We start from the raw sequence: 25,504 nt of genomic DNA, 5'->3' as shown, positions 1-25,504 counted from the left end.
CCTAAGGTGAACGCTGGTTCGTGTGGTGGGGAAGTGTCTGCTTGGGCGGCCTAGGACGCCTTGCCCTCCGCCGCGATCGCCTTCAACTCCTCCTCGTCTTGCACGTATCGGAGGAACGAGGCGACCGGATGGGCTTCGTCCGAGTGATCGTGGCCGATCCCAATCACCGCGATATCTCGTTCAGGGTTCGACAGCAACCAGACGATGCGGATGGAAGGAGCCGCCGGCGACGGTTCCGATCGCGCGTGTCAAACACCTTCCCTCCTACAACATGACGACGTCTCTGAACTTCGGGGGTGAAGATGGGAAAAGGGGCTGACGAAAAGGCTTTGAGGCGCCCTGCCGCTCGCCGGACGTAATGGCGAACGTGTGCGAGATCGAAACTCTCGATGGCGTAGGGCTCCGCCCCCGAACCTGTACCGAGCATAAGATCGCCCCGCTCGGCCACGCGACCCTGCGCGTCCTCCAACATGTCGGCGTAGAGCGCGATCTAAAGAAGCTGCTCCGGCTTGGCCGAACGCGAGAGCTTCGCATCCCACGGCTCGCAAGACCAGGCCCAGCGCGCGCTCGGCTCGTTGATCCGGACGAGGAAATCGGCGTAGCCGATCCAGGGCGAACGTCCGAGGCTAGCGTTGGTGACAGGCGATGGGGTCGGTCAGTCAATGGCCCAGCCTGCATCGATGAGTTGTTGCGCGTCGGCAAACGTCTCGATGTCTCCTGAGCGCCGGACGGTGAGTTTGAACTGCTCGCCGAGCAGATCGCTGACCGTAATCGCTCCGAAACGCCCGTCGACATTCTTGAACGCGACCGAATCCCCAAGGAACGCGAAATCGAAATCCTCGACTGCCTTGCGTGTCTGCTCCCGTAATTCCGAACTCCAGACTTCGCCAGTTGTGTTCATTTCGGTGCTTCCAGCGTGGACCAGACTGCGATCGGGCCTGGCAGAAGGTTGGGCTTAGTCTGCGTGAAAGCGAGGAGGTCGGCCTCCGAAATAATCTGCACATTGGGCGGCAGCGGGCCCTCTCCATAATTTTCCGAAGCGGCGAAGAGCAGAACGGTATCGACCTGCTTATCCGACGCATACTGCGCGGCCGGCAGAATGGTATCACCATTCTTGACTTGAACGCCGGCCGTTCGGCCGTCGGCGCGAATGAGATTGCATTCGTAACGAGGCGTGTTGGGCGAATGGCTGCTCAAGACGACCCGCCAGCCCTGCTCCTGAAGAAAAAGGAGCACGAGGTCTTCAAGCTCAAAAGCACTCAGCGTGTTGACGAGCCTACCCTTCGGACGAGCAACTTGGACGCCGCCTGTTTTCGATGCGAACAGCCAAGAGGTATAGTCCGAAACGAACGGCTCCCATATACGACACAGGGACTGACCGCGGGATCCGAAGGCTGCTTTCACCTTGCCGGGAACTTCGACGTCATCGAGCCTACCGCTGCCCTCGACGGCAAAACGAACCGGCGCAACGTGAAACATATCCTGCAGTTCTGCCCAATCGCCATATCTGCGATGAGGTGAGCCCGTTACCTGAGCGAGAAGAAAAGCTCCCTTCTCGTCACGCGTCCAGATGAAGTCACCCTCTCGAACCTCGCGCATCATAAGGTGGACGGAGGAGTGCTTTTTCCCGTCATGGTCGGCGATGTGGCGCTTGAGATAGTCTTCCGTCGACTCATCCTTCAATTCTACCAGACCCTCCCCGCGGTATCCAACGCCGAGGATCCGGTTCTCGACGCAGTGTTCCACGACTCCGCGTGGATCGAGGTCCCATGGACGCAAGTGAAGCCGCCAAATTGTCATGCCGTTCCCCCCTAAAACCCGATGCGGCTACAGCCGACGTACTTGGCCTCGACTTCGCTGGCCAGCATTTTACCAATCAGCGCCGGGCACCCCTCGCGCATGACCCTGGCCTTACGCGCGACGATTGAAAAGTCGCCCTGCGTCAGGGGATGCAGTCTCTCCACAGCGGCGGGAGCCGGAGCTCCAAAAATGCGCGCGAAGGTCGAGGCGATCTGGGCGGGTGTCATCGCCTCGAACCGAACCTTGAACAGGAAGCGGCGTTGAACCGCAGGATCGAGGCGGGCCGCAAGGTTGGTGGTCGCGGCGAAGGGCAGCGGATGGCTTTCCATCCAGGTCAGCATCTCGTTGACTTGGCTGACCTCCCAGCCGTGCCGCGCGCCGGCGCGGTCGCTCAAGAGCGAGTCCGCCTCGTCGAAGATCAGAAAGCACCTGGTGTCGGCGGCCTCGCGGAACGCGTCCGCGATCTGCTTCTCGCTTTCCCCGACAAACATGCCGAGAAGGTCGGAGGCGCGCTTCTCCAGAATCTCCATTCCGAGGCGCGCCGCGAGATGACGTGCAAACGCGCTCTTTCCAGTGCCGGGAAGGCCCGAGAATAGGAACGAAAGCGCGCCGGGTCCGACCAGAACGACCCTCCTTTCGATCTCGGGAAGGTCTTGGTCCGCGTTCGTCAGTGAGGCATCGAACCCGATTGGTCCGGGAATGGCGAGCGCGGGCCTGTCGCGACCGGCGACCCGCAGGAGCGAACGCGTGACAGCAACGGCCGCTTCCCCAGAAGCCGCTCCGCTATTCCCCACAAGAGACGCTGCACGGATGCCGGCTTGCAGCAGCGCAGGTGACGCCGGAAGAGCGGCGAGCGCGGCGATGTCATGATCCGCGAAAGCGATCTCATGAGCCCGGGCGTGACGCTCGACGATTCGCCGGCGCGTCGTCATGTCCGCCTCGCGGAACTCCACGGCCGTCAGCATGCGGCGTAGCACCGCTGGTCCCATGCGGCCGGGATGGTTGGTGATCCAGATCATCGGGACCGGACAGGTCTCGACCACACGATTCATGAAGACCTTCGAACCGGTCCGATTCGAATGCTCCTCGTCATCGACTCCGGTGAAAATATCGTCGGCTTCGTCGATCACAAGAATGGTTCGCCCTGCACGCTTGGCGAGAGCCGAGGCGAAGGAGAGATGGGCAAGACGGTCTGCTCGCGTCGGCTCAGCCATCCGATGAGGTCCGCGCCGATCGGAACCCACCTCGCCGATGAAGACGACCTGCGCCTCGAGTTCGGCAGCGACCGCACGGGCGAATTCAGTCTTTCCTGTACCCGGTTCGCCATGGAAGAGAAAGCTCGCTCCCGACACCTGCTTCTGAACGGCGCCGTCGAGCAAGGAGAGAAAAAGTTCTCGCGCGGAGCCCAGATGGTTGAAGTCCGACATGTTGAGGCTGGACGGGGTAAGTTCGCCGAAAAGCGAGCGTCTCATCGCCTCCTCGCTGGTCGTGCGGCTCGCAAGGATCGCCGCGACGGGCGCAGAGAGAGCAACGTCGAAGCCGCCTCGGTCCTCAAGGAGACCGAGTTGGAAAAGCGCTGTCCGGCAGGCACCGAGGAGTTGTGTGTCGCGCTCCGACAACCCCGCCATGTGCGCGGCATTCTTGATCGGCACCTCGTCATCATCGCGCATGCATCCGGACGCAGCGCCGATCAGTTCACGGAACCTCGGAACCTGCGTCAGCCGCGCTACGGCGCCCAGAAGAGAGACTTCGGCGGGCTCCAAGATAAGCGTTCGACCGATCCAGTCGACGCGGGACTGGAACGCCGATACCTTGGGCGTTGCCTCCGTGAGTTCTGGCAGGTTGCTCGGAGTGAAGCGCAAGGTGTTGCCAAAGCTTGAACGTCGAGCGCTTTCGGCCTCCCGGATCCAGGTATCGATCGGGCCCACGCGGAAGCCGAGAAGGCGACGGTGCGACTTGTACCATTCGATCAGCTCGTCGGTGATCTCGAGCTTGGTCTTGCCCCGACCGGGCCGCAAGACCGTCAGCGCATAGCTCCGCAGTACATGCTTCTCGTACGCACCGAACGGCAGATCGACGAATCCGCCAAGGGAAGCAGCGAATGAACGTCGGGCACGATGACGTCTGAGCGGCATGGAATCTCCGTCTAAGGTGGTGGGAACGCCGGTTAGAGGATGCGCTCAGTCGCGTAGGCGACGCAGGCGCTTGGCCACAGTGACAAGCGTCCCGTCGTCGCCGACGACGACGTAGGCATCGAGACTCTTCTCGATCCGGGCAAAAACCTTGGCGCCGAGCTCGTCGCGAGCCCGCCGGCGGGCGGTCCGGTCCATGAAGTAAAGGTCGGCGCCATGCGATCGCTTTCGCTCGCCAAAGCTCAGGAGGGTCTCGATGGTCTCCTCGCGAATACCCCGCTGGTTCATGCGTGCTGCCGCGTGACCGCTGGTGTAGAGCCCTTCCATACCTTGTCTCCGACTGAATTGTCCGCCAGTGGAGAGATAGAGGATAGGGGCGACGAAAATGGTCGTCCCATCACTGAAGGACGGGGGACACCTTCATGAGCTATGCCAAGGCTGGCGAACTGCTCCGTCTCGCCCTTGACCTGTCAGCCCGCCACAGCGGCATGACGCTCTCGGAGATCGACCAACGCTGGGGCGGGGGAACGGAAGCAGCGAGACGGCGCACGCAGCGTATCTTGAGCGAACTGCAGGCTCTTTTCCCGGACGCTTACGAGGACAGGACCGAACCGGAGGGAAAAACGGTCTGGCTTCGGCGCGGCCGCATTAGGGATTTATCGGCGATCGGCGCCCGCGATGTCGCTGCGCTCGAGCGCAGCGTCACCTCCGCGAGGACGGTTGGAGACCCAGGCGATGTCGAACGGCTGGAGAAGGTTCTGGCAGTGGTCCGCATGCTATTGCCGGACAAGATGAGGTCACGAGCGGAAACCGACATCGAGGCGATGCTGCAGAGCTACCACCTCGCTGCCCGTCCAGGACCTCGGCCGCTTCAGGACCGGGCCGTCATCGAACCCATTAGTGATGCGCTCCTCGCCATGAAGCAAGTTGGCTTCGACTATCGCGGCACCGGCGGCGTCAAGCGTCAGGTCGTCCACCCCTATGGCCTCATCACAGGCCATCGGACCTACCTCGTGGCGCTTACTGCGAAGAGAATGGAAGGCGAGCCGAGCCTCTGGCGCCTCGACCGGATGGCGAACGTGGAAATGATGTCCGCGCGCTCACATGTGCCCCAGGAGTTCTCACTCGCTGATCACGCCAAGCGTGCGTTCGGCGTGTTCCAGAACAAGGATGAGTATGGAGAGGTCGTCTGGCGCTTCCTGCCGGACGTAGCCGCGAACGCGCGTGGCTTCCGATTTCACCCGGATCAAACTATCGAGGAGAGCGCCGACGGATCGCTGACTGTTCGCTTCCACGCTGCTGGTCACCTTGAGATGGCTTGGTTCCTCTACCAGTGGGGCGACAAGGTCGAGGTCGTCGAACCGGCCGCTCTGCGGGCTCTTGTTGAGGACCATCAACGCTCCGATTTTCCGGCTGCGCCATGAAAGCGCATGCCGTCCGCTCGTGGCGTGTTGGCCAGCGCAATGGAGCCGGCGAATGACTCTGCTCGAAGCTCGTCGTGTTCATGTTGTTTCGGTCTCTAAAAATCTGTCGGCGTCCGTCGCACGGCGAGGCGACAAAAACTGACGCCCCTGTCTGAAACAACAAGATTGGCGGGTCGCTGGAAGGGAAACTAGCCAGTAGATTTTCGTTCGCACAGGAAAACGGAGAAGCGCAGAATGGACTGGTTCGAGCGACTGACGCATTTTCGGGAGAGTACCTACGCCGAAACGCAAGCGCGGCTCTCTGCTGTTGACGGTCGACTCTCCGTTAACGGAACGGACTGGAGCTACGGTGTTGGCCGTCTGACGCTTCCGTCCCTTTCTGAACTGCGGATCGAAGCGAACCGAGTCCACCGAGCGGGACGATCCCGCCTTTCCATCGTCCAAGGCGACGTCCGAGCTCTGCATGGCCACGAGGGAAACCAAGGGGCGCTGTTTCAGGTCGCGTCGCAGTTCAACATGCTCGAAATGGTCGGACCGGATGTCACGCCGGAGGACGGGGTCACCCGATACGCTTACGATCGAACACAAGGCCCCGCCTGCGCAATCGCGGCCGGAGCCGCAACGATCTACCGAAACTATTTCGCTCCGGTTGCCGACGGCATCGGACAAACGGCCGACCGTCAGCTCGACGGACTTGCCGATCTGGGCCGCGAACTGGCGCAGCGTCTGAACTGGATCGTCGAAGACCTCTGGCGTATGCAGAATGGATATGCTCTGCCGACCGAAAGTGGGCTGGCGGCTCTATCAGACCTTCTCGAAACTCTCGACGAGGATGAACGGGACGCGTTACGTGGTCTTATGCAGTTCGGCCTGCACCAGGACGTAGAGGTGACGGACGGACCTCTGCCTGGGCAGACCGTCAGTCAAATCTTCTGCTCGGCCTTGCCAGTTGCCTACTGCCGGCTGCCAAAGGCGCATTGGACATCGTTCGCACGTCTCGTTTTGGAGGCGGCCTACGAAGCAACCCTTCTTGCCGGCGTTTTGAATGCCGAGCGCGGCGCATCGGACCGAATTCTGCTCACGCGTCTCGGAGGCGGCGCCTTCGGCAATGCCGACGAATGGATCGATGACGCGCTCGTTCGGGCAGTTCGGATTGTCGGCGAGCGTGATCTTGACATCGTCGTCGTCAGTTACGGCCTGCCGACTCAGCATTTCACCCAGCAACTTGCTCGGACGGGCTTGCTAAAAACTCCTCCCAGCTAGCGTTCGGAGTTCACCGCTTGACGCAGCGTATCGCTATGAACGCTCCGTCGGTGACGGGGACGGTGATCAAGAATCACCTCGCAATCTCAATCACATAAGTGTTCGCAGTTTTGTTCTGACCGGCGCGCCATTCTCGAATGCCATTGGGCACTCCAGTTACCTGGCACTTTCTTCGATACGCCATTTCATCACACCTCGCTTTTCACGCTGATCGCAGGGCAATGCGCCCGTCGAAGCGCCTGCCCGACATCGAAGCCTACGAAGCTCCGGGTCCGCCCATCTTCGTTCGGTCTCCGTCGAACCGAAAGCGCCGCTTCTCAGGGCGCCTGTCGGGGCACGCGGTCGTCCATCGCCAACCGGTCGAGATTCTCGATCAGGCGCCCGAGAAGAGTGACAAGCTGGCCGGCTTCCGCAGCGGAGAAGCCGTCGAGCGCCTCGCGGTTGCCCTGGAAAAGGGTCGCGCAGGCCTCCGGCAGACGGGAGCGGGCGATGTCGGTCAGGGCGATGCGGCTGGAGCGAGCGTCGTTGGGGTCGGGCGTCCGCCGGATCAGCCCGTCCCGCTCCATCCGCGCCAGCATCTGCGCCATGGACGGCTGCTCGATCCGGGCGAAGCGGGCCAAATCGCGCTGGGTCTCGGCGTGCCCCTCATCCAGCGCGACCAGAACCGGCAGAGTGCCGACACCGAAGCCGAGCGGCTTCAAACGCGCCTCGCTGAGACGAGCAAACGCTCGTGCCGCCAAGCTGACGAGATGTCCGGGGGTTGCGAGGACGTCGGACGTTCGATTTCGATCTTGCATAGGAGCCTATTTTAGATCATAGGTTCCTATATATGAAGAGGGCATAACGCGATGACAAGGTCGGTTTACGCCTCGTCGGCCGCCATCGTCGTCGCGGCGTTTCTTCTCTTCGGCACCCCAGCACAGGCAACCGACATGTCCCAAAGCGTCGAAACCCTTCAGCGCCTGTATGAACGCTTCAACGCCCGGGACATCGACGGTGTCGTGGGCATGCTCGCCGACGATGTCGCCTGGGCGAACGGCATGGACGGCGGTTACGTCGAGGGGCATGACGGCCTTCGGGCGTACTGGACGCGGCAATGGTCGCTCATTGATCCGCATGTCGAGCCCCTGCGCTTCCAGCAGGTCGAAGACGGGTCCGTGCTCGTCGAGGTCCGTCAGACCATTCGTGACTTGGAGGGCCATCCGGTCGAGGCTAAGGGGCTGAAGGACAAGACGGTCGGCCATCTCTTCCATTTCACCGGCGACAAGGTCAGTCGCTTCGACATACGCGACGTCGAGTGATCTTGGCACGGGAGACGCCCGTGCCACATCTGGAACGAAATCTCCGGTGAGAAGCGAGGCCATGACGACGGACACCGACCACCTCGCCGCCTGCCGCTGCGGCTTCGTTCGCCTTCGCGCCCGTGGCCGCCCTCTTGCCACCGGGGCCTGCCATTGCGAGGGCTGCCGGCGGATGACCGGCGGCCCCTATTCGCTGGGTGCGATCTATCCCTCGGTCGCGATCGCCATGGAAGCGGGCGAGACCCGATCGATCGGCGCCGATCCCAAGGCGGGCCACGAGGGGTGCCCGCGCTGCGCGAGCTGGGTCCTCACTCGTCCGCCCGGCCTCGGCGACATCGTCGTGGTGCGATCGAGCCTGTTCGCCGACGCCGCTCTCTTCGCGCCCTTCGTGGAAAGCTTCACCTCTGAAAAGCTTCCCTTCGTCGGCCCCGTCGCGCCCCACCGCTTCGAGCGTTTTCCCGATCCGGACGAGTTTCCCCGTCTTATCGGCGCCTATGCCGAGTGGGAGCACGCGGTGCCCTGACGGGCATGGCCCACGCGCCTCGCCGGCGTCAGCGGGCCGTGTCGGTGACCTCAGCGGGGAAATCGGTGCTGCGCGTCAGCGCTTCCCAGGCGTCGGTCTGCTCACGCATGTCGCCGAGCTTGGTGCGGAGTTGGTCCAGCGCGTCGCCGCCGATCAGAAGATGGACGGGCGGACGATCGGCTTCGAGGGCCTGGATGATCGCGCGAGCGCCGCGAACCGGATCGCCGTTCTGCTTGCCGTGGCCGGCCTGCGTTCCCGCGCGGGCCCTGCCCGCCGTCTCGGCATAGTCGTCAATCACCGTGGCGGACTGGCGGAGCGAGTCGGGCCCCCGGAAGCCGGTGCGGAAGGCGCCCGGCGCGACCACCGTGACGCCGATCCCCAGCGGCGCAAGCTCCTGCGCCAGCGCGCCGGACATGGCCTCCACGGCGAACTTCGCCGCGTTGTAGTATCCGACGCCGGGATAGGTCACCATTCCTCCGATCGAGCTGACATTGACCACGTGGCCGCTGCGGCGCGCCCTCATGTCGGGCAGCACGGCCTTGATGAGGTCGATGGGCGCGAAGAGATTGGTGTCGAACAGCGCCCGCACCTCCTCGTCTTCTCCCTCTTCGATCGCGCCGAGATAGCCGTAGCCGGCATTGTTGACGAGAACGTCGATGCGGCCGAACCGGTCGATGGCCTTCGCGACGGCGGCCCTGCCCTCGGCCCTGTCGGTCACGTCGAGCGGGAGGGCCAGCGCCCGGTCGCCCGCCGATGCGACGAGATCGTCCAAATCGGCCGGACGGCGCGCCGCCACCGCCACGCGGTATCCCGCAGCGAGCGCTTCTTCGGCCAGTGCGCGGCCGAGGCCGCGTGAAGCGCCGGTGATGAACCAGACGGCATCCTTGTTCAGCATGATAGGTCTCCCTGGGATCGTTGGCGAAGCCTGGGAGATGGCGTATCCCGCAGCGTTCGATTAGACCGTTCCCATCGAAGGGGTCGTTGAACGAGATCGCACGATGCCGAAGGCCAGCCTCGACGATTTGGCCGCGTTCGCGGCTGTGGCCCGTGTCGGCAGCTTCACCCGCGCCGCCGCCGCACTGGGCACATCGACCTCCAATCTCAGCCATACGATCCGTCGCCTGGAGGCACGTCTGGGATACCGGCTGCTCCAGCGCACCAGCCGCAGCGTCTCCGCCACCGAGGACGGCTTGACGCTTCTCGCGGAACTGGAGCCTGCGCTGGCCTCGATCGAGGGCGTGCTCGAGGTGCTGGAGAGCGGCCAGGACCGCGTTTCGGGAACGCTGCGCATCACGGCGACGCGGCAGGCCTATGAGGCGGCGATCCGGCCGATCCTGCCCGCCTTCATCGCCCGCCATCCCGATGCCGTCGTTGAAGTCCTGATCGACTATCGCTATCGCGACATCGTTGCCGATCGCCTCGACGCCGGCATCCGGCTCGGCGAGAAGCTGGAACAGGACATGATCGCGCTGCGCATCGGGCCGGACCTGCGCATGGCGGTGGTCGCGGCGCCCGCCTATCTCGCCGGGCGCGAGCCGATCCGGCACCCGCGCGACCTGATCGGGCATCGCTGCATCAATTACCGCATGGTGGGTGCCGGAACGATCTACGCCTGGGAGTTCGAGCGGGATGGCGAGGCGCTGGACGTGCGTGTCGCCGGCCCGCTGACCTTCAACGAGCCGGAGCTCATGCTGGCGGCCGCGCTCGATGGTCTGGGCGTCGGCTATCTCCTGGAGCACGAGGTCGCCCCCCGTCTCGAGGACGGTCGTCTCGTTCACCTCCTGTCCGACTGGACGCCGCCCTTTCCAGGCTTCCACCTCTACTATCCGTCGCGGCGGCAGATGAGGCCTGTGCTCGCCGCCTTCATCGAAGCGCTGCGCCAGCGCCCGTAGGGCGATGCCTCCGCGCCGGCTTCTCGGTTCCCGTCGATCGGCCAAACCTAAGCGCGATCGGGGCGGCGCCGCGGCTGAAATACGGGTGCGGGCAGCAGCGAACGCTTGGAGACTGTTCGACGCCTCGACGGACCGAACCAACCGCCTGTCAAACGGTCTCTGAGGTCTCGAACGCCTCGCCATTGGCGAGCGCCCAGGCGCACAGCGCTTCGAAGGGCTGGCGCAGCGAGTGGCCGAGCGGCGTGATCGCGTATTCCACGGCGATTGGCGCGGTCGGCAGGACGGTGCGCGTAACGAGCCCGTTGCGCTCCAAGCGCTTCAGGGCGTCGGCGAGCGCCTTGTGCGTGATCCCGTCGAGCCGTCGCTTGATCTCGTTGAACCGGGCCGGCTTGGGGCACAGGACCGTCAGGATCATGATCGTCCACTTGTCGGCGATGCGGTCGAGAACCGGGCGTATGCGCGCCATGTCGGAGCGCGCTTGCCGGGACAGAATCTCCAGCTCGGTATCGTCAGTCATATCTAGGCTCTTCAAAGTGCGTTCTTGCGACCAGATACACGTCGTATATCTAGATGCCGTCGTTCAACAAGGACAAGCACGATGGCACGCATGGACAACAAGATCGCCCTGGTGATCGGCGGCGCGAAGGGGATCGGCTATGCGATCTCGGAACGGCTGGCGTCGGAGGGCGCGACCGTGTTTCTGACGGGGCGCCGCAAGGAGGAGGTCGAGGCCGCGGCCGCCCGGATCGGCGGCGCGACGCGCGGTCTCGTGGCGGATGCAAGCGCGCCGGACGACCTCGTGCGCGTGGTGGCCAATGTTCGGGACGCTCACGGCCGGATCGACGCACTGGTTCTGAACGCGGGCCTTTCGGAAGCCGCCCTTCTGGCGGACGAAACGCCCGAGCATTTCGACCGGCACTTCGCGGTGAACGTTCGCGGGATGGTGTTCGGCATGCAGGCCGCCTTGAAGGCCATGGGGAAAGGCGGCTCGGTGGTTCTGATGGGATCGATCGCGGATGCCGCCGGCATCTCGCCCTATGGGACCTATTCCGCGACCAAGGCGGCGGTGCGTTCCTACGCTCGCACCTGGACAGTCGAATTCGCTCCGCTCGGAATTCGCGTCAACGTCGTGGCGCCAGGACCGACGGATACGGACATGATGTCGGTTCTGTCGGACGAGATGCGCACCGCCTTGATCGCCCCGATCCCGCTCGGCCGCTTGGCGCGCCCCGACGAAGTGGCGTCCGCCACGCTCTTCCTGCTCAGCGACGAAGCCAGCTTCATCGCCGGCGCCGAACTTTGCGTGGACGGAGGCATGCGGCAGGTTTAGCCCTCAACCCTGCGGAACTCCCGGCTTTCGCTGATCCCTGGACGGCCGGGGTGTTTTCACCGTGACGCGCTCCGATCATGCTCCTTCCCAACGGCGGAGGGGCCGGGATCGCATTGGATGGTCGGAGCCACGGTGCAAGTCGTCTTGACGAGAGTGCGCAACCATCGATGCGCCGGATCGGCGTCCATTCGCGGGTGCCATTGAAGCGAGACCGCAATGCCCGGCGTCGGCACGGGAAGCGCGAAGGACACGACGTCCTTGCGGGAGCCGGCATGCGGGCTCCCAATGTCGGACAAGCATAGGCTCGGCACCGAGGCGACAAGGTCCGACCCGGCCGCGATGGCAAGCGCATCCCGGTGCGAGGAAACCACAGCCGCGATCTTGCGCCGGAGATGCAGTTTAGCCAGTTCATCGTCGATGGGACCGACAGGAGCCGCCTTTCGCGAGGTCACGACATGGCGACACGCCGCGAAGCGCTGCGGGTCCATGGTGCCTTCCAGCAGCGGATGGCCGGCGCGAACCACGCCGACGAAGCGGTCGCGGAAGAGATGCTGAAAGCGCATCTCCGGGGCGGATGCACCGAGGACGCCGATCTCGAGGTCGATCCGCCCGTCGCGAAGGACCCCGGCATCCTTGTCGGGCTTCGGAGCGAAGCGCAGGCAGACGCCCGGGGCGAGTTCGGCGGCTTCGATGAGCGCCGCTGCGAAGAGGTCCACGAATCCGTCATTGGCACGGATGACGAAAGTGCGCTGAAGATCGGCCGGGTCGAACCGAGCGGGCTCGGGCGAAAGGACCCGTCGGAGGTCGCGCGCGAGCTCGGGCACCTCGGCGCGGAGAGCCAGCGCATGCGGCGTCGGGACGAGGCGCCGTCCCGCGCGCACCAGCAGCGGATCGCCGGTGGCGACGCGCAGCCGCGCGAGCAGGCGGCTGGTGGCGGAGACGCTGAGACCGAGGCGCGTGGCCGCGCCCGTCACACTTTCTTCCCTCAACAGCGCGTCCAGCGCGGTGAGAAGGTTCAGGTCGATCTCCGGTTGGGCCATAGGCGCCCCCTCATGACATGGCGTTTGGTGCAACCATACCTTTCCTCCATGGCGTCTAGCGCAAGACCGGCGCGACGCTCATCTTCGGGTGGCAGCACGAAGGAGACCCATCCATGTCCATCCTCTCTTCCCACGATCCGATCGGCAGCATCCTCCTCGTCGGCGCCTCGCGCGGTCTCGGCCATGCCATGGCGGCGGAACTCGCCGAGCGCGGGTGGTCGGTCACCGCCACGGTTCGCACCCCGTCCCGCCCAGGCCCGTTGGCGGATCTGGCAAAGGCGCGGCCCGACCGCGTCGCGGTCGAAACGCTCGACATCACCGAACCCAGCCAGATCGCGGACTTGCGCTCTCGCCTGGGCGAGCGGCGCTTCGACATCCTGTTCGTGAACGCGGGCACCGCCAATCTCCACCAGGAAGAGACGATCGCCGAGGTTTCGACCGAGGAGTTCGTTCGCGTAATGGTCACCAATGCGCTCGGCGTCATGCGAGCGGTGGAAGGGCTTTGCGGCCTCGTCGGCGCGGACGGCACAATCGGCGTGATGTCGTCGGGTCAGGGCAGCGTCGCCAACAACACGCGGGGCGGCCACGAGGTCTATCGCGGTTCGAAGGCCGCGCTGAACCAGTACATGCGCTCTTTCGCCGCCCGGCATGCCGACGACCCGCGCCCCATGGTGCTCATGGCGCCGGGCTGGGTGCGCACCGAACTCGGCGGCGGGGATGCGCCCCTTTCGATCGAGGAGAGCATCCCGAAGGTCGTGGACGTCCTTCTCGCCCAGAAGGGTCGGCCGGGCCTGCGCTATCTCGATCGCAACGGCGAGACCGTTCCCTGGTAGGGCGAAAGCCCATCAGGGCGACGGCCTGCTCTAGCTGAAAGGAGCGGACCACGAACCGGATCGGCATCGAAGAGCATGCGCTGACGGTGACGGCATGGCGGACGCCATGCCGCGAGATGCCGCGGCACTCTTGCACCGCCCTCCTTTCTGGGAACTCCCGGCTGCGGGGATAGGCACGGCTTGGCGGCCCTCCCGTCGATCGGCGAGCAGAGCTGAGGCTACCTCACGGACCGGCGCTCGGCATAGGCGGCGCGCGAGGCCTCGATCCGCTCGGAGTTGCGGATGACCCAATCGGCAAAGGTCTGGACAGGATTGCCGAAGTCCCGACCGAGATCCGTCAGCGCGTATTCGACCATGGGCGGCATGTCCTGCGTCACGGTGCGCAGAACGAAGCCGTTCTCCTCGAGGCCTCGAAGGGTCGACGCCAGCATCTTCTGGCTGACGCCGCCCACCTCCCGCTTCAGGGCGTTGAAACGCAACGGCCCGTTTCCGAGCGCCCTCACCACGAGAAGCGTCCACTTGTCGCTGATCCGCTCGAGCATCCGGCTGATGTGCTCGCAGGCGGCGGTTTCGTGCGGGTGACCACGTACCCTACACGTGCCTTCTTGTTCACCCACGCGCGCCTCCCGTATTCTGGTTACGAATCGAAACCAGAATACGGGATGATACCATGCAGTCAAAGCCTCGCATCGCCATCGTCATCGGCTCGACCCGTCCGACCCGATTTGCCGACAAGCCGGCGCAGTGGATGCTCGCGCAGGCGCAAGCTCGCGGGGACATGGACGTGGAGCTCGTCGATCTTCGCGATCACGCCCTGCCCTTCTTCGACGAGGCGGCCTCCAACATGTGGATGCCCAGCCAGAACCCGGAAGCCGTTCGCTGGCAGGAGACCATCGCCCGCTTCGACGGCTACATCTTCGTGGTGGCGGAGTACAACCACTCGATCACGGGCGTCCTGAAGAACGCGCTGGATCAGGCCTACAAGGAGTGGATCCGCAAGCCCTTCACGGCGATCGGCTACGGGGGCGTCGGAGCGGCGCGTGCCGTGGAGCACCTGCGCGGCATCGGTATCGAGTTGCAGATGGTCTCGACCCACGCGGCCGTCCATATCGGCGGCGGCGACTTCATGACCATCCATCCGATGGGCGGCAACCAGCCGATGGAAGCGATCGAGTCGCATATCCAGGCCTCGGCCAAGACGGCGTTGGACGAGTTGCTCTGGTGGGCGAAGGCCACCATGGCGGCAAAGGCTGCCGAAGCCTGATCGCCGGCCTTGGCTGGGGAAGCGACCGGCGGTTGCGGCAGAGAGAGTTTCGGCCATAGGCGGGGTTGGCTGGCGCACCCGGTGACAAGCGGTTCGCTGACACTGTCGCACCAACCCCGCCCAAAGACGAAACGAGCGCCGTGCTTGCCCCCTTATGTGCAGCCTCCGAAGGCGCTCATGCCAAGGCCGCTTCCGGCCTATCCGGCTGAAAATCCCACAGTGGATCGATTGGCGTTTCGCCGATGTTTGATCTCGGCTTTAGAGCACCCAACAAGATCTCTGGGCGGAGGGTGGTCGGGGGGTTTTCGTGGGGGCGAGGAGCAAAGCTTAGGTGATGCTGGCTGCATCGACGAGCATTCGCGACGAAGTCCACGGCGGGAAGACCCGAACAACGGCATTGGTCAACGGGCTGCGCCGGAAATCAGTGATCGTCGGACTGTGCGGCAATCGTGGGCAGGGCATCAAGATCCGCCCGCCCCTTCCCTTCAGCCGAAGCAACGCCGACCTCCTCCTCGATCGCTTGGATCTTGTTCCCAAATGTTCGATGTCCTGATCATCCGACGTCCGTCGAACGGTGTGATGGTGGTTGTGCTGCCATCGCCCGACTCTAGAGCAATGCGAAGTTGAATTCCCAGTGACGTGCCCGATCGGCGCGTGGTTCCCACCATAAGGGAGCGCCCAACGCGAACCCGCATCGTCTTGGACATCGCATCATGGGCGAACTGATCCGACAAAACCGTTCGATGCAAAAGACGCGGACGCTCGTTATGGATGCGGTCGTTCTGGCCCGTCGCCGTGCCCGGCCGCTCGAGCGACGGCGGTCGTTGCCCAGGGATGGGGTGAACTGGTGGGGCGCCCGAAGCGGGCGTAGGCCCTTGGCGCGCATCCCATCGTGCGTTTGAAGGCCGTACTGAAGGCCGCGTCGGAACCGTAGCCCAACGATTGTGCGATGGTCGACACCAACTCGTGTCCGTCCGTCAGGCGCGCCCCCGCCAGCAGCATGCGCCACCGCGTCAGGTACTCGATCGGCGACACGCCTACGGTCGTGCTGAAGGCCCTGGCGAAGCTGGACCGCGACATGGCGGCCTTGCCCGCAAGGGCGGACAGGGTCCAGCGAAAGCCTGGCTCCGCGTGAATGGCGCCGATCGCGGCCGAAAGCTGCGGATCGGCCAACGCGAAGATCCAGCCGACATGCCGTCCCGCCCCGCCTTTGAGGTAGAGCCGCAGGGCCTGCACCAGCATGAGGTGGGCGAGATGCTGAGCCACCAAGACGCCGCCCGGCTGGGGCTCCACCAATTCCCGCCGCATGCGCTCCAGCGCCCAGCGAAGGTTCGTGCTTTCCTCGTCCCCGCGCAGGTGCGCGATGGGTGGCATCGCCCCCAGCAGAACGTCGGCATGGGCGCCTGCAAAGGCGAAATGCCCGCCGAGCACCAGTGTCTCGCCCCCGCCGTCCAGCGTCGCCATGCCGCCTCGCCATTCGAGGCGCTCCATCGTCTCGAAGGGAACGGGCGGGAGCGCAAGGTCGGTGGTGAGATGGAAACGCCGTCCGTTGGGCAGAAGAGCGCAGTCGCCCGCCTCCAGCCGCACCGCCTCGGCAAGCCCCTCCAGCGCCAGCCAACAGCTGCCCGAAACCAGCGCATAGCACTTGATGCCCGTGTGCGCCTCGAACCCAAGCGACCAGCGCCCGGCCAGGTCGAAGCCCCCGGCGATGTAGGTATGCGGCTTCAACAGCGCGAGGACGTCGGACAGGGGATCTACGGACATCTCGGACGATCACGAAAGAAACAGGCACACTCGCAGATAGATCGTGTCTCAACGGCTGACTAGTTTTTCTCCACCGATCGACGTCGCCGACACCAAACGTGTCCGTCGTCTGGAAGAGGAGAGCACAACCATGATCAAGATGATCATCACCCTGAAGCGCCGCGAAGGGATGAGCCACGACGAATTCGTGCGCTACCAGCGCGAGGTCCACAGGCCGCTCCTGATGGCGATCCCCGAAGCGCGGCGCTACATCAAGCGCTTCGTCGTGTCCTACCCGATCCCGGCGCCGGACTATTCGGGACCCGACTACGACTCGGTCGTGGAAGCGTGGTTCGACAGTATGGAGGACATGAACGCGCTCTACTTCTCGGACAACTTCCTCTCAAAGGTCGATCCCGACCACGCGAACTTCATGGACCTATCGTCCTACGGACGCATCGTCGCCGAGGAGGAAGCGGTGATCGGGTAACGGCATCGCCGCGCAGGTTCAAGCATGCCGCGTCGTGAACTGAACGGTTGCGACGCCTTAAGCGCGGGATTATAAGTCTCATGTCGGAAAAGGCAGACTTGGTTTGGTAAGCCCAAGTCCTTCCCGTAAGGGAAGCTCTGGTCTTTGGCCTCGCGCCGGGGATCCCCACGACGAACGAAGGGACGCGCCTTGCGTCCCGCTGTTCGTCCGTGCGGGCTCGGGTTCGAGAAACGCTCCGGTCGAACATCGACTCGAGGAGCTTCGACCATGCCTTCATCCCCTTCCGCAATCTATGACGTCCTCATCGCCGGCGCAGGGGCGGTCGGCCTATTTCTCGCCTGCGAGCTGCGCCTCGGCGGCTGCTCGGTGCTGGTTCTCGAAGCGGCGCGCGATCCGCATTCGCCGCTGAAGGAACCGCCGTTCGGCGTGCGCGGATTGTCCGTGCCGACGATCGAGAGTCTTGACCGGCGCGGCCTCCTCGACGGTCTCAAGGATCGGGCCGCGAACAGCAAGACACCCGGCACGGCGCACTGGCTGGCGCAGCCGCGCCGGCCCGGCGGTCACTTCGCCGGCATCCCCTTCTTCCACGACCAGATCGATACGTCCCACTGGCGGTATCGATTGCCGGGCGAGGTCGGCAATCTTGCCGTCGACATGGCCGGTCTGGAAACCGTTCTGACAGCCCGGGCCGAGGCCCTAGGCGTCGAGATCCGTCGAGGCTGCGCGGTGGAAGGACTGGAGCAGTCAGACGGGTCGGTCGTCGTGCGGGCCGGAGGCGAGGCGGTTGCGAGCCGCTGGCTCGTCGGCTGCGACGGCGCTCGCAGCGTGGTCCGCAAGGCAGCCGGGATCGGCTTCACAGGGACCGAGCCCGAGTTCACGGGCTACTCCGTCGAGGTGGGACTGGCCGATCCCGGCTTGCTGACGCCCGGCCGACAACACACCGCGACGGGAATGGTCGTCTTCAATCCTCCCGGCACGATCGCGATGGTTGATTTCGATGGCGGTGCGTTCCATCGCACCTCCCCGATCGGGCGCGAGCACGTGGAAGCCGTTCTGCGCAAGGTCTCGGGCGCGGACGTTCGGGTCACGGCGCTTCATCTCGCGACCACCTGGACCGATCGGGCTTATCGGGCAACGCAGTACCGCCGGGGCCGGGTGCTCGTCGCGGGCGATGCCGCCCATATTCACTCGCCGCTTGGCGGACAGGGGCTCAATCTCGGGCTCGGCGACGCGATGAACCTCGGCTGGAAACTGGCCGCCACGATCCGGGGAGACGCGCCGGAGGAGCTTGTCGATACTTACGAGAGCGAGCGCCAGCCCGTGGCCGACCGCGTCCTCGACTGGTCGCGTGCCCAGGTCGCGCTGATGCGGCCGAGCCCGAGCTCCCGCGCGCTGCAAGCCGTGGTCCGCGACCTGATCGCCACGCGAGACGGCGCAACCTATTTCGCCGAGCAGGTCTGGGGTGTCGGTCTGCGCTACGATCTCGGCTGCGAACATCCGCTGGCGGGCCGCAGCGCGCCCGACTTCACGCTCGCCGACGGAACGCGGTTCACCGAGCACCTGCGCGGTGGCCAAGGCGCCCTTCTCGTCTTCGAGGCGCGCCCGGACCTGCGCGAGGCGGCGGCTTGCTGGGGTGGACGGATCGCCTTCCTCGAAGCGCGCGCGACGGAGCATCTGCCTGTCAAGGCGGCGTTGGTCCGACCGGACGGCGTGGTCGGCTGGGCCTGCGGCGACAGGATCGATCGAGCGGAGTTGGAACAGGCCATGGCGCGCTGGTTCGGGAAGCCGGCCGATGTGGCGAGGCTTTCGCCGGGTCCGTCTCCAGCGTAGAGGCCGAGGCCCTGAACGACGACGGCGCCACGCCTACATTCGCACCTGTAGCTCCAACGGCTTGTGGAGGATCGACATGGCTCAGGAACGGGGGCGTCTTAAGGGGCGCGTTTGCGTCGTCGCGGGGGCTGGGGGCGACATGGGCGAAGCGGTCGCCCGGCGCTTCGCGCAGGAAGGCGGAATCGTCGTCGGGGTCGACCGTCGCTCCCACGCGATCGGCGAGCTCGCGCTGGTCGCGGACCTTGACGACGAGGCCGCCGTCCAGGGTGCCTATGGGCAGGTGGCGGAACGGTACGGTCGCATCGATGTCCTTTACAACAATGCCGGGCCGCTCGACCCCGAGGATCACTCCGCGCTCGACACGACCCTCGCGACCTGGAACCGGGTCGTCGCCTCGATCCTCACGGTGACGTGGCTGAGCTGCAAACACGCGATCCCCTACATGGGCAAGGGCGCATTCGCCGGATCGGTGATCAACACCTCTTCGTTCCTCGCCGGCATGGGAGCCTCGACGGGCCAGATGGCGTTCAACGCCGCAAAGGCAGGCGTCGAGCAGCTCTCGCGCGACCTCGGCGTCCATCTGGCGCGCCGCAACATCCGGGTTAACGCGCTTGCCGTCGGCCCCATAGAGACGAGCGAGATGCGGGCGACGTTCGAGCGCCTGGGGCCCGAGCAGTCCGAGCGTCGCTTCACGCACATGCCGATGGGGCGTTTCGGCACGCTGGAGGAACTCGCGGCCACGGCCGCCTATCTCGCCAGCGACGATGCAGGGTTCGTGACCGCAACGTCGTTCCCCCTCAACGGCGGCATCCCGAATGCCTTCACCGTCCCTTGAACGTCCTCCAGCAGACTGGACAAAAGCGACATTCCCATTCCAATTTGGAATGATGTCAGACGAAATTCTCGTTTGCGCTCTTGCGACAGCTCGCACACCTTCATGCCGGTTTCGCATGCTCTGGCGCGCGCCCGTTCGGCTGCGCCCTTCCCGAAAGGCGACAGGTCCATGACCGATTCTCCGTCCTCCGCTTCGGCGCTTGTGTCCCGCGATCACGTTCGCACGCTCTTCTCGCGGGCCATGTCGGACATGTATCGCGAGGAGGTGCCGCAATACGGGACGCTCATGGGGCTGGTGCGGGACGTGAACGCGGATGTGCTCGCGGCCGACCCCGCGCTCGCGGCCGATCTGGCGCGGGCCGACGAGTTGGAGCGGCTGGATCTGGAGCGCCATGGCGCGATCCGGCTCGGCACGGCGCAGGAGCTCTTCACCATGCGCCGGCTATTTGCCGTGATGGGCATGGAGCCGGTCGGCTATTACGACCTGTCGGTTGCCGGCGTTCCCGTTCATTCCACCGCCTTCCGGCCGGTGACGGACACCGCCCTGTCGCGCAATCCGTTTCGCGTCTTCACTTCGCTCCTGCGTCTCGAACTGATCGAAGACGAGGAGCTGCGGGCCGAGGCGGCGGCGATTCTGAAGCGGCGCGCTATCTTCACGCCCGGCGCGCTGGCCTTGATCGAGCGCAGCGAGACGGCGGGCGGCCTGACGCGGGAAGAGGCCGAGCGCTTCGTGCGCGAGGCGGTGGAAACCTTCCGCTGGCATGGCGAGGCGACGGTGGACGCCGCGACCTACAAGCGGCTGCACGACGCGCATCGTCTGATCGCCGACGTCGTCAGCTTCAAGGGACCGCACATCAACCATCTGACGCCCCGCACGCTCGACATCGACGCGGTGCAGACCGGCATGCCCGAGCGCGGCATCGCCGCCAAGACCGTGGTGGAAGGGCCGCCGACGCGCGCCTGCCCGATCCTCCTGCGCCAGACCAGCTTCAAGGCGCTGGAGGAGCCGATCCGTTTCGGCGGCGCGGCGGGCGCGGTGGAGGGAACGCACACCGCCCGGTTCGGCGAGATCGAGCAGCGCGGCATCGCGCTGACGCGCAAGGGCCGCGCGCTCTACGACACGTTGCTCGCCGAGGTGCGCGAGACCGGCGGCGCGGGCAGCGAAGGGGCCGACTATGCCGCGCGGCTGACGGAAGCGTTCCGGCGCTTCCCCGACAGCTACGACGAAATCCGCCGGCAAGGCCTCGGCTTCTTCCGCTACAGCCTGCGCGAAGGCGCATCCCCCGCCTTCAACGGCCCGCTGGACGCCGCCGCACTGGACAGGCTGGTGGCGGAAGGCGCGGTCGTGGCCGACCCCATCGTCTACGAGGACTTCCTCCCCGTCAGCGCGGCCGGCATCTTCCAGTCCAATCTCGGCGGCGCCGAGCAGCGGGCTTATGAGGGCCATGCCAGCCGCGATGCGTTCGAGGCGGCGCTGGGCGCGAGCGTGGCCGACGAGTTCGCGCTCTACCAGCAGGCCGAAGCGCGCTCGCTGGCAGACCTCGCCGCCCGGCTCGGCCCGGCTCAGTCCCGCGCCGTGGCCTGACGGCGGTGATGAGGCGGGCCTTCTGGGTAGATTTGGGTGCGGGTTGGCGCTCTCGGAGCCAAGGCGCAGCCCGTCATGTTCCATTGAGCGGGCTGGCTTTCGCCCGCCCAGCCGCGTGCCCGGAGCCGATGAGTCCACGTCTTCGCCAAGGGGCGGAAGTTGCAGTCCATCGCGCGGCCGATCGGCAGCGGCCGATCCCGGCCGAGGCTGGCCTGTTCGCGCATGTCCCTCCTCCCGCGCAAGGGCGCTCCGCATGAAGAACGATCCGCGCAGCCACGGCCTTTGGGAGCGCTCGGCCCCGCCCGCCCCAGTGACCGGCGCGCTGACGGGCGACATCACGGTGGATGTCGCGGTGATCGGCGCGGGCTTCACAGGGCTTTCGGCCGCCTTGCATCTGGCTGAGGCCGGGCGCGGCGTGGCGGTTCTGGAGGCCGAGGAGATCGGCTTCGGCGGCTCGGGGCGCAATGTCGGGCTGGTGAATGCCGGGCTCTGGGTGATGCCGGACGACGTGCCGGCAACGCTTGGCGAGGACGCGGGCGAGCGGCTGCTGGCGCTGCTCGGCGCAGGTCCGAGCGTGGTGTTCGACCTCGTGGAGCGACACGCCATGGCGTGCGAGCCGGAGCGCCAGGGCACGCTGCATTGCGCCGTGGGCGAAACGGGGCTGGCCGAGCTTGAGGCCCGCGCCCGGCAATGGCAGGCGCGCGGCGCGGCGGTGCGGCTTCTTGATGCGGCGGAAACGGCGGCGAAGATCGGCACCTCGGCCTATAGCGGCGCGCTGCTCGACCTTCGCGCCGGCACGATCCAGCCGCTCGCCTATGCGCGCGGGCTGGCCCGCGCGGCGCTGGCGGCCGGCGCCGGCCTCTACACGCAAAGCCCGGTGACGGCGGCGAGCGATAGCAGTGGCCTCTGGACGCTGGAGACCCCCGGCGGCACGGTCCGCGCGCCAAAAATCATCCTCGCCACCAATGCCTATACCAGCCGGATCTGGCCGGAAATCCGCGAGGAGCTGGTGCATCTCCCCTATTTCAATCTTGCCACCAAGCCGCTCAGTGACAATCTCAAGCGCTCCATCCTGCCGGAGCGGCAGGGCGCCTGGGACACGCGGGAAATCCTGTCGTCCTTCCGCTTCGACCGGGCGGGGCGCCTTGTCTTCGGCTCCGTCGGCGCCCTGCGCGGAACGGGCGGGCCGATCCACCGGCAATGGGGAAAGCGGGCCATGGCCAAGCTCTTTCCGCAGCTGGAGGGCATCGGCTTCGAGACCGAATGGTACGGCCAGATCGGCATGACCGCCGACAGCCTGCCGCGCTTTCACCGGCCGGCGCGGGACGTCTTCGGCTTCAGCGGCTACAATGGGCGCGGCATCGCGCCCGGCACCGTGTTCGGCCGCGCCCTGGCGCAGCTCGCGCTGGGCGAGATCGAACCGGGCGAGATGCCGCTGACGACAAGCGAAATCCGGCCCGTGCGCTTTCGCGCCGCGCGGGAGGCCTATTACGAGATCGGCGCGCAACTGGCCCATGCCACGGGCGCGCGGTTCTGAGGGGCCGCCTCGACGTTCGACGCCGAAGAATCTGCCAGAGGTTTTCCGACGCTCGCGAGGCGCCGAACCCGCATAAAGGGCGGGTGCACCGGCGAGGATCGCATAAACTTCATTAGGCCGGACGCGAGGCGCGACTTGCACCGGAGCGACGGCGGGGGCAATCCGCAGGATCGACCCGACCGAGTTTTCCACCGGGTCCCGCCCTCTTCCGGCGACCCGGCCGCTGCATCCAGTCTTCAGGAGGTTCCATGCTTCAGACACCGTCCACCCCTTCGCTTCGCGAGGAAACCACGGGTCTCCTGCGCGCCCTCGGCCTTTCGGACGCCGCCTTCTCGGGCGGCGCGCGGCGCGTCTGCTCGCCCATCACCGGGGAGGTGATCGCCGAGGTGCCGGAGACCGACCCGGAGGCCGCGCGCGAGACGATCGGGCTGGCCGAGGCCGCCTTCCATGCTTGGCGCCTCGTGCCCGCGCCCCGGCGCGGCGAGCTGGTGCGCCTGCTCGGCGAGGAGTTGCGCACGCATAAGGACGCGCTCGGCCGCCTGGTGACGATTGAGGCCGGAAAGGTCGTGTCCGAGGGCCTGGGCGAAGTGCAGGAGATGATCGACATCTGCGACTTCGCGGTGGGCCTGTCGCGCCAGCTCTACGGGCTGACCCTGCCCTCCGAGCGCCCCGACCATCGCCTGAGCGAGCAATGGCACCCGATCGGCCCGGTCGGCATCATCTCGGCCTTCAACTTTCCCGTCGCGGTCTGGTCCTGGAATGCGGCACTGGCGCTGGTCTGCGGCGACCCGGTGATCTGGAAGCCCTCCGAAAAGACGCCGCTGACGGCGCTCGCCACGCAGGCGATCTTCGAGAAGGCCGCCAGGCGCTTCGGCCCGGATGCGCCGGAGTACCTTTCGACGCTCCTGATCGGCGACGCCTCGGTCGGCGCGGCCCTCGTGGAGGACCGCCGCGTTCCCGTCGTCTCGGCCACGGGCTCGACCCGCATGGGCCGCACGGTCGGGCAGGCGGTCGCCGCGCGCTTCGGCCGCTCGATCCTGGAACTCGGCGGCAACAACGCTTCGATCGTCACGCCCTCGGCCGATCTCGACCTGACGCTGTGCGCTGTCGCCTTCGGCGCCATGGGCACGGCGGGCCAGCGCTGCACGACGCTTCGCCGTCTGATCGTCCATGAAAGCGTCCACGACGCGCTGGTGCAGAAGCTGAAGCGCGTTTACGCAACCATCTCCGTCGGCTCCCCGGTGGCGGGCGACGCGCTGGTAGGCCCGCTGATCGACCAGGCGGCTTATGAGGGCATGGGCCGCGCGCTGGAGGCCGCGCGCGCGGCCGGCGGCACCGTGCACGGCGGCGAGCGGGTGGACGTGAACGGGCAAGGTTCCTTCTACGTGCGCCCGGCCCTCGTCACCATGCCGGCGCAGACCGGGCCGGTGGTGGAAGAGACCTTCGCGCCGATCCTCTATGTCCTGAAATACGAGACGCTGGACGAGGCGATCGCGCTGCAGAACGGCGTGCCGCAGGGCCTTTCGTCCTCGATCTTCGCCACCGACATGCGCGAGGTCGAACGCTTTCTCTCCGCGGCGGGCTCCGACTGTGGCATCGCCAATGTCAATATGGGCCCCTCCGGCGCGGAGATCGGCGGTGCCTTCGGCGGCGAGAAGGAAACGGGCGGCGGGCGCGAAAGCGGCTCGGACGCCTGGAAAGCCTACATGCGCCGGCAGACCAACGCCGTGAACTACGGCCGCTCGCTGCCGCTGGCGCAGGGCGTGCGGTTCGACGTCGATGGCGGATTGGCGGAGGCCTGACGGGCGCGCGCAGGGCTCGACCTCTCAGCGGGTCGGCTCGGCGATGGCGGTGTCGGATATCGTCGAGATCAAAATGAGGGCCGGCGAGGGTGAGCGCGTCGGTGATCGATGATGGTGCTGGGCGCGGGCGTGTCGGATTTCGATGACCCGCGCCAAGAGGCCACCCCAGACATCGCGCTCGACCGTACGCCGGAGCGGAGCCAAGCGGTGTGGAGCGAGTTCGAACGCGAGAACGGGCGCAGGATGGGAGGCGCAAGCGCACGCATCCCTTCCGAATGCAGCGGGATCCCGCAATCGCTGCGCTTTACACCGCGCCGGTCCTTGCCTGCGCGGTGCCCCTGAGCGGCTTCTATACGTTTTCCAATTGTAAGAAGCCGATAGGTCGCAGGCGCCGAATAGGCACGTGATCGTCAACGACTGGCGTTTCGCCAAGCATCTCCCCGACGCCGACGGGTCGTGATGTGTGCCACCCGCTCGGGCCAGGCGCCCTGTTCCGCCTCTTCCATGCCGCGTCAAAGGTCGAACGCACGGGAGCGCTTGGGCGTTCGCGACGGTCTGTGAGCGGCTTGTCCGGCAGTGGCGTAGGAGCGAAGCTTTACCTGCGAGAGTTGCGCACGCCCCCGCTCTATCAGCGGCTGTCTTACTCTCTCAATTCATTTACATGATATAGGTATAATTACTAATTTATATTTCTAAATTCTAAAATACATTCCAAAAATTTCTAAGTATCACCCAAATTACATTCAATTTGTCGATCATTTTGTTTGCATGACTGCCATGCTCGTCTGCTGTATTGGCGAAGAGGAGACCGCGATACGTTAACCCAGAGTTAACGACAGCGACGTCGTGCCGACCGCTCCACCGGGTCGGGCCAATCTCCA

25 protein-coding genes are annotated in these 25,504 nt (G+C 65.6%); 15 read left to right on the top strand and 10 right to left on the bottom strand.

Annotation, left to right across the window (positions count from 1 at the left end):
* Positions 1-655: 655 nt before the first annotated feature.
* The 4 genes from M673_RS05865 to M673_RS05845 are packed head-to-tail and all read right to left on the bottom strand — an operon-like array spanning position 656 to position 4,259.
* Positions 656-901 (bottom strand): hypothetical protein, encoded by a 246-nt coding sequence (locus M673_RS05865; protein WP_061974418.1) that lies wholly within the window; start codon positions 899-901, stop codon positions 656-658.
* Entirely contained in the window at positions 898-1,800 is a 903-nt protein-coding gene (locus M673_RS24080) for a hypothetical protein (protein ID WP_148639985.1), read from the bottom strand. Before M673_RS24080 ends, M673_RS05865 begins: the two co-directional genes overlap by 4 nt.
* 11 nt (positions 1,801-1,811) lie before the next feature.
* Complete coding sequence (locus M673_RS05850; protein WP_082639197.1) at positions 1,812-3,935, bottom strand: AAA family ATPase; 2,124 nt, start codon at positions 3,933-3,935, stop codon at positions 1,812-1,814.
* A gap of 45 nt (positions 3,936-3,980) precedes the next feature.
* Complete coding sequence (locus tag M673_RS05845) at positions 3,981-4,259, bottom strand: DUF4258 domain-containing protein (RefSeq protein WP_061974410.1); 279 nt, start codon at positions 4,257-4,259, stop codon at positions 3,981-3,983.
* A gap of 95 nt (positions 4,260-4,354) precedes the next feature.
* Here M673_RS05845 and M673_RS05840 point away from each other — a divergent pair, with 95 nt between their 5' ends.
* Positions 4,355-5,356: a helix-turn-helix transcriptional regulator gene (locus tag M673_RS05840; RefSeq protein WP_061974408.1), complete on the top strand. Its 1,002-nt coding sequence runs from the start codon at positions 4,355-4,357 to the stop codon at positions 5,354-5,356.
* Positions 5,357-5,590: 234 nt separating this feature from the next.
* Positions 5,591-6,619 (top strand): hypothetical protein, encoded by a 1,029-nt coding sequence (locus tag M673_RS05835; RefSeq protein ID WP_061974406.1) that lies wholly within the window; start codon positions 5,591-5,593, stop codon positions 6,617-6,619.
* A gap of 317 nt (positions 6,620-6,936) precedes the next feature.
* On the opposite strand, the gene M673_RS05830 is transcribed toward M673_RS05835, so the two are convergent.
* On the bottom strand, positions 6,937-7,416 hold the full coding sequence (locus M673_RS05830) for a MarR family winged helix-turn-helix transcriptional regulator (protein ID WP_061974404.1): 480 nt from the start codon (positions 7,414-7,416) through the stop codon (positions 6,937-6,939).
* A 135-nt stretch (positions 7,417-7,551) separates the two neighbouring features.
* Here M673_RS05830 and M673_RS05825 point away from each other — a divergent pair, with 135 nt between their 5' ends.
* Together M673_RS05825 and M673_RS05820 are read left to right on the top strand one after the other, a co-directional pair.
* Entirely contained in the window at positions 7,552-7,920 is a 369-nt protein-coding gene (locus M673_RS05825; RefSeq protein WP_061977688.1) for a nuclear transport factor 2 family protein, read from the top strand.
* Between the two features lie 61 nt (positions 7,921-7,981).
* Entirely contained in the window at positions 7,982-8,443 is a 462-nt protein-coding gene (locus M673_RS05820) for a GFA family protein (RefSeq protein ID WP_061974402.1), read from the top strand.
* Between the two features lie 28 nt (positions 8,444-8,471).
* On the opposite strand, the gene M673_RS05815 is transcribed toward M673_RS05820, so the two are convergent.
* Entirely contained in the window at positions 8,472-9,338 is an 867-nt protein-coding gene (locus tag M673_RS05815) for an oxidoreductase (protein WP_061974400.1), read from the bottom strand.
* A 103-nt stretch (positions 9,339-9,441) separates the two neighbouring features.
* Here M673_RS05815 and M673_RS05810 point away from each other — a divergent pair, with 103 nt between their 5' ends.
* Entirely contained in the window at positions 9,442-10,335 is an 894-nt protein-coding gene (locus tag M673_RS05810) for a LysR family transcriptional regulator (RefSeq protein ID WP_061974398.1), read from the top strand.
* 148 nt (positions 10,336-10,483) lie between these two features.
* On the opposite strand, the gene M673_RS05805 is transcribed toward M673_RS05810, so the two are convergent.
* Positions 10,484-10,852: a winged helix-turn-helix transcriptional regulator gene (locus tag M673_RS05805; protein ID WP_061974396.1), complete on the bottom strand. Its 369-nt coding sequence runs from the start codon at positions 10,850-10,852 to the stop codon at positions 10,484-10,486.
* A gap of 81 nt (positions 10,853-10,933) precedes the next feature.
* On the opposite strand from M673_RS05805, the gene M673_RS05800 reads away from it, so the two are divergent.
* The gene (locus M673_RS05800) at positions 10,934-11,665 is read left to right on the top strand and encodes an SDR family NAD(P)-dependent oxidoreductase (protein WP_061974394.1); all 732 of its coding nucleotides are present in this window, start codon (positions 10,934-10,936) and stop codon (positions 11,663-11,665) included.
* Between the two features lie 56 nt (positions 11,666-11,721).
* Here the strand turns inward: M673_RS05800 and M673_RS05795 are convergent, their stop codons facing one another.
* The gene (locus M673_RS05795) at positions 11,722-12,705 is read right to left on the bottom strand and encodes a LysR family transcriptional regulator (protein ID WP_082639196.1); all 984 of its coding nucleotides are present in this window, start codon (positions 12,703-12,705) and stop codon (positions 11,722-11,724) included.
* Between the two features lie 113 nt (positions 12,706-12,818).
* On the opposite strand from M673_RS05795, the gene M673_RS05790 reads away from it, so the two are divergent.
* Positions 12,819-13,538, top strand: a complete 720-nt coding sequence (locus tag M673_RS05790) for an SDR family NAD(P)-dependent oxidoreductase (RefSeq protein WP_061974392.1) — start codon at positions 12,819-12,821, stop codon at positions 13,536-13,538.
* Positions 13,539-13,756: 218 nt separating this feature from the next.
* On the opposite strand, the gene M673_RS05785 is transcribed toward M673_RS05790, so the two are convergent.
* Positions 13,757-14,080 (bottom strand): winged helix-turn-helix transcriptional regulator, encoded by a 324-nt coding sequence (locus tag M673_RS05785; RefSeq protein ID WP_061974390.1) that lies wholly within the window; start codon positions 14,078-14,080, stop codon positions 13,757-13,759.
* Between the two features lie 128 nt (positions 14,081-14,208).
* Here M673_RS05785 and M673_RS05780 point away from each other — a divergent pair, with 128 nt between their 5' ends.
* On the top strand, positions 14,209-14,802 hold the full coding sequence (locus M673_RS05780; RefSeq protein ID WP_061974388.1) for an NADPH-dependent FMN reductase: 594 nt from the start codon (positions 14,209-14,211) through the stop codon (positions 14,800-14,802).
* Between the two features lie 334 nt (positions 14,803-15,136).
* Positions 15,137-15,355 carry a hypothetical protein gene (locus M673_RS24075; RefSeq protein ID WP_148639984.1) on the top strand — a complete coding sequence of 73 codons (219 nt, stop codon included), beginning with the start codon at positions 15,137-15,139 and terminating at the stop codon, positions 15,353-15,355.
* Between the two features lie 212 nt (positions 15,356-15,567).
* Here M673_RS24075 and M673_RS05775 read toward each other — a convergent pair whose 3' ends face one another.
* Positions 15,568-16,566 carry an AraC family transcriptional regulator gene (locus M673_RS05775; RefSeq protein WP_061974386.1) on the bottom strand — a complete coding sequence of 333 codons (999 nt, stop codon included), beginning with the start codon at positions 16,564-16,566 and terminating at the stop codon, positions 15,568-15,570.
* Between the two features lie 130 nt (positions 16,567-16,696).
* Here M673_RS05775 and M673_RS05770 point away from each other — a divergent pair, with 130 nt between their 5' ends.
* The 6 genes from M673_RS05770 (at position 16,697) to amaB (ending at position 24,623) form a co-directional block, all read left to right on the top strand.
* Positions 16,697-17,035 carry an EthD domain-containing protein gene (locus M673_RS05770; RefSeq protein ID WP_061974384.1) on the top strand — a complete coding sequence of 113 codons (339 nt, stop codon included), beginning with the start codon at positions 16,697-16,699 and terminating at the stop codon, positions 17,033-17,035.
* 267 nt (positions 17,036-17,302) lie between these two features.
* A complete protein-coding gene (locus M673_RS05765) occupies positions 17,303-18,865 on the top strand; it encodes an FAD-dependent monooxygenase (protein WP_061974382.1) in 1,563 nt (520 codons plus the stop codon).
* Positions 18,828-19,700: an SDR family oxidoreductase gene (locus M673_RS05760; protein WP_338013596.1), complete on the top strand. Its 873-nt coding sequence runs from the start codon at positions 18,828-18,830 to the stop codon at positions 19,698-19,700. Before M673_RS05765 ends, M673_RS05760 begins: the two co-directional genes overlap by 38 nt.
* 168 nt (positions 19,701-19,868) lie before the next feature.
* Complete coding sequence (gene hglS / locus M673_RS05755; protein ID WP_061974378.1) at positions 19,869-21,284, top strand: 2-oxoadipate dioxygenase/decarboxylase HglS; 1,416 nt, start codon at positions 19,869-19,871, stop codon at positions 21,282-21,284.
* A 253-nt stretch (positions 21,285-21,537) separates the two neighbouring features.
* Positions 21,538-22,821 carry an NAD(P)/FAD-dependent oxidoreductase gene (locus tag M673_RS05750; protein ID WP_061974376.1) on the top strand — a complete coding sequence of 428 codons (1,284 nt, stop codon included), beginning with the start codon at positions 21,538-21,540 and terminating at the stop codon, positions 22,819-22,821.
* Between the two features lie 248 nt (positions 22,822-23,069).
* Positions 23,070-24,623: an L-piperidine-6-carboxylate dehydrogenase gene (gene amaB / locus M673_RS05745; protein ID WP_061974374.1), complete on the top strand. Its 1,554-nt coding sequence runs from the start codon at positions 23,070-23,072 to the stop codon at positions 24,621-24,623.
* Positions 24,624-25,504: the final 881 nt, after the last annotated feature.

This window comes from Aureimonas sp. AU20, from assembly GCF_001442755.1.
Lineage (GTDB): Bacteria > Pseudomonadota > Alphaproteobacteria > Rhizobiales > Rhizobiaceae > Aureimonas.
Note: the sequence above shows the minus strand (reverse complement) of the source record. Positions and strands in the feature narration are given on the sequence as shown.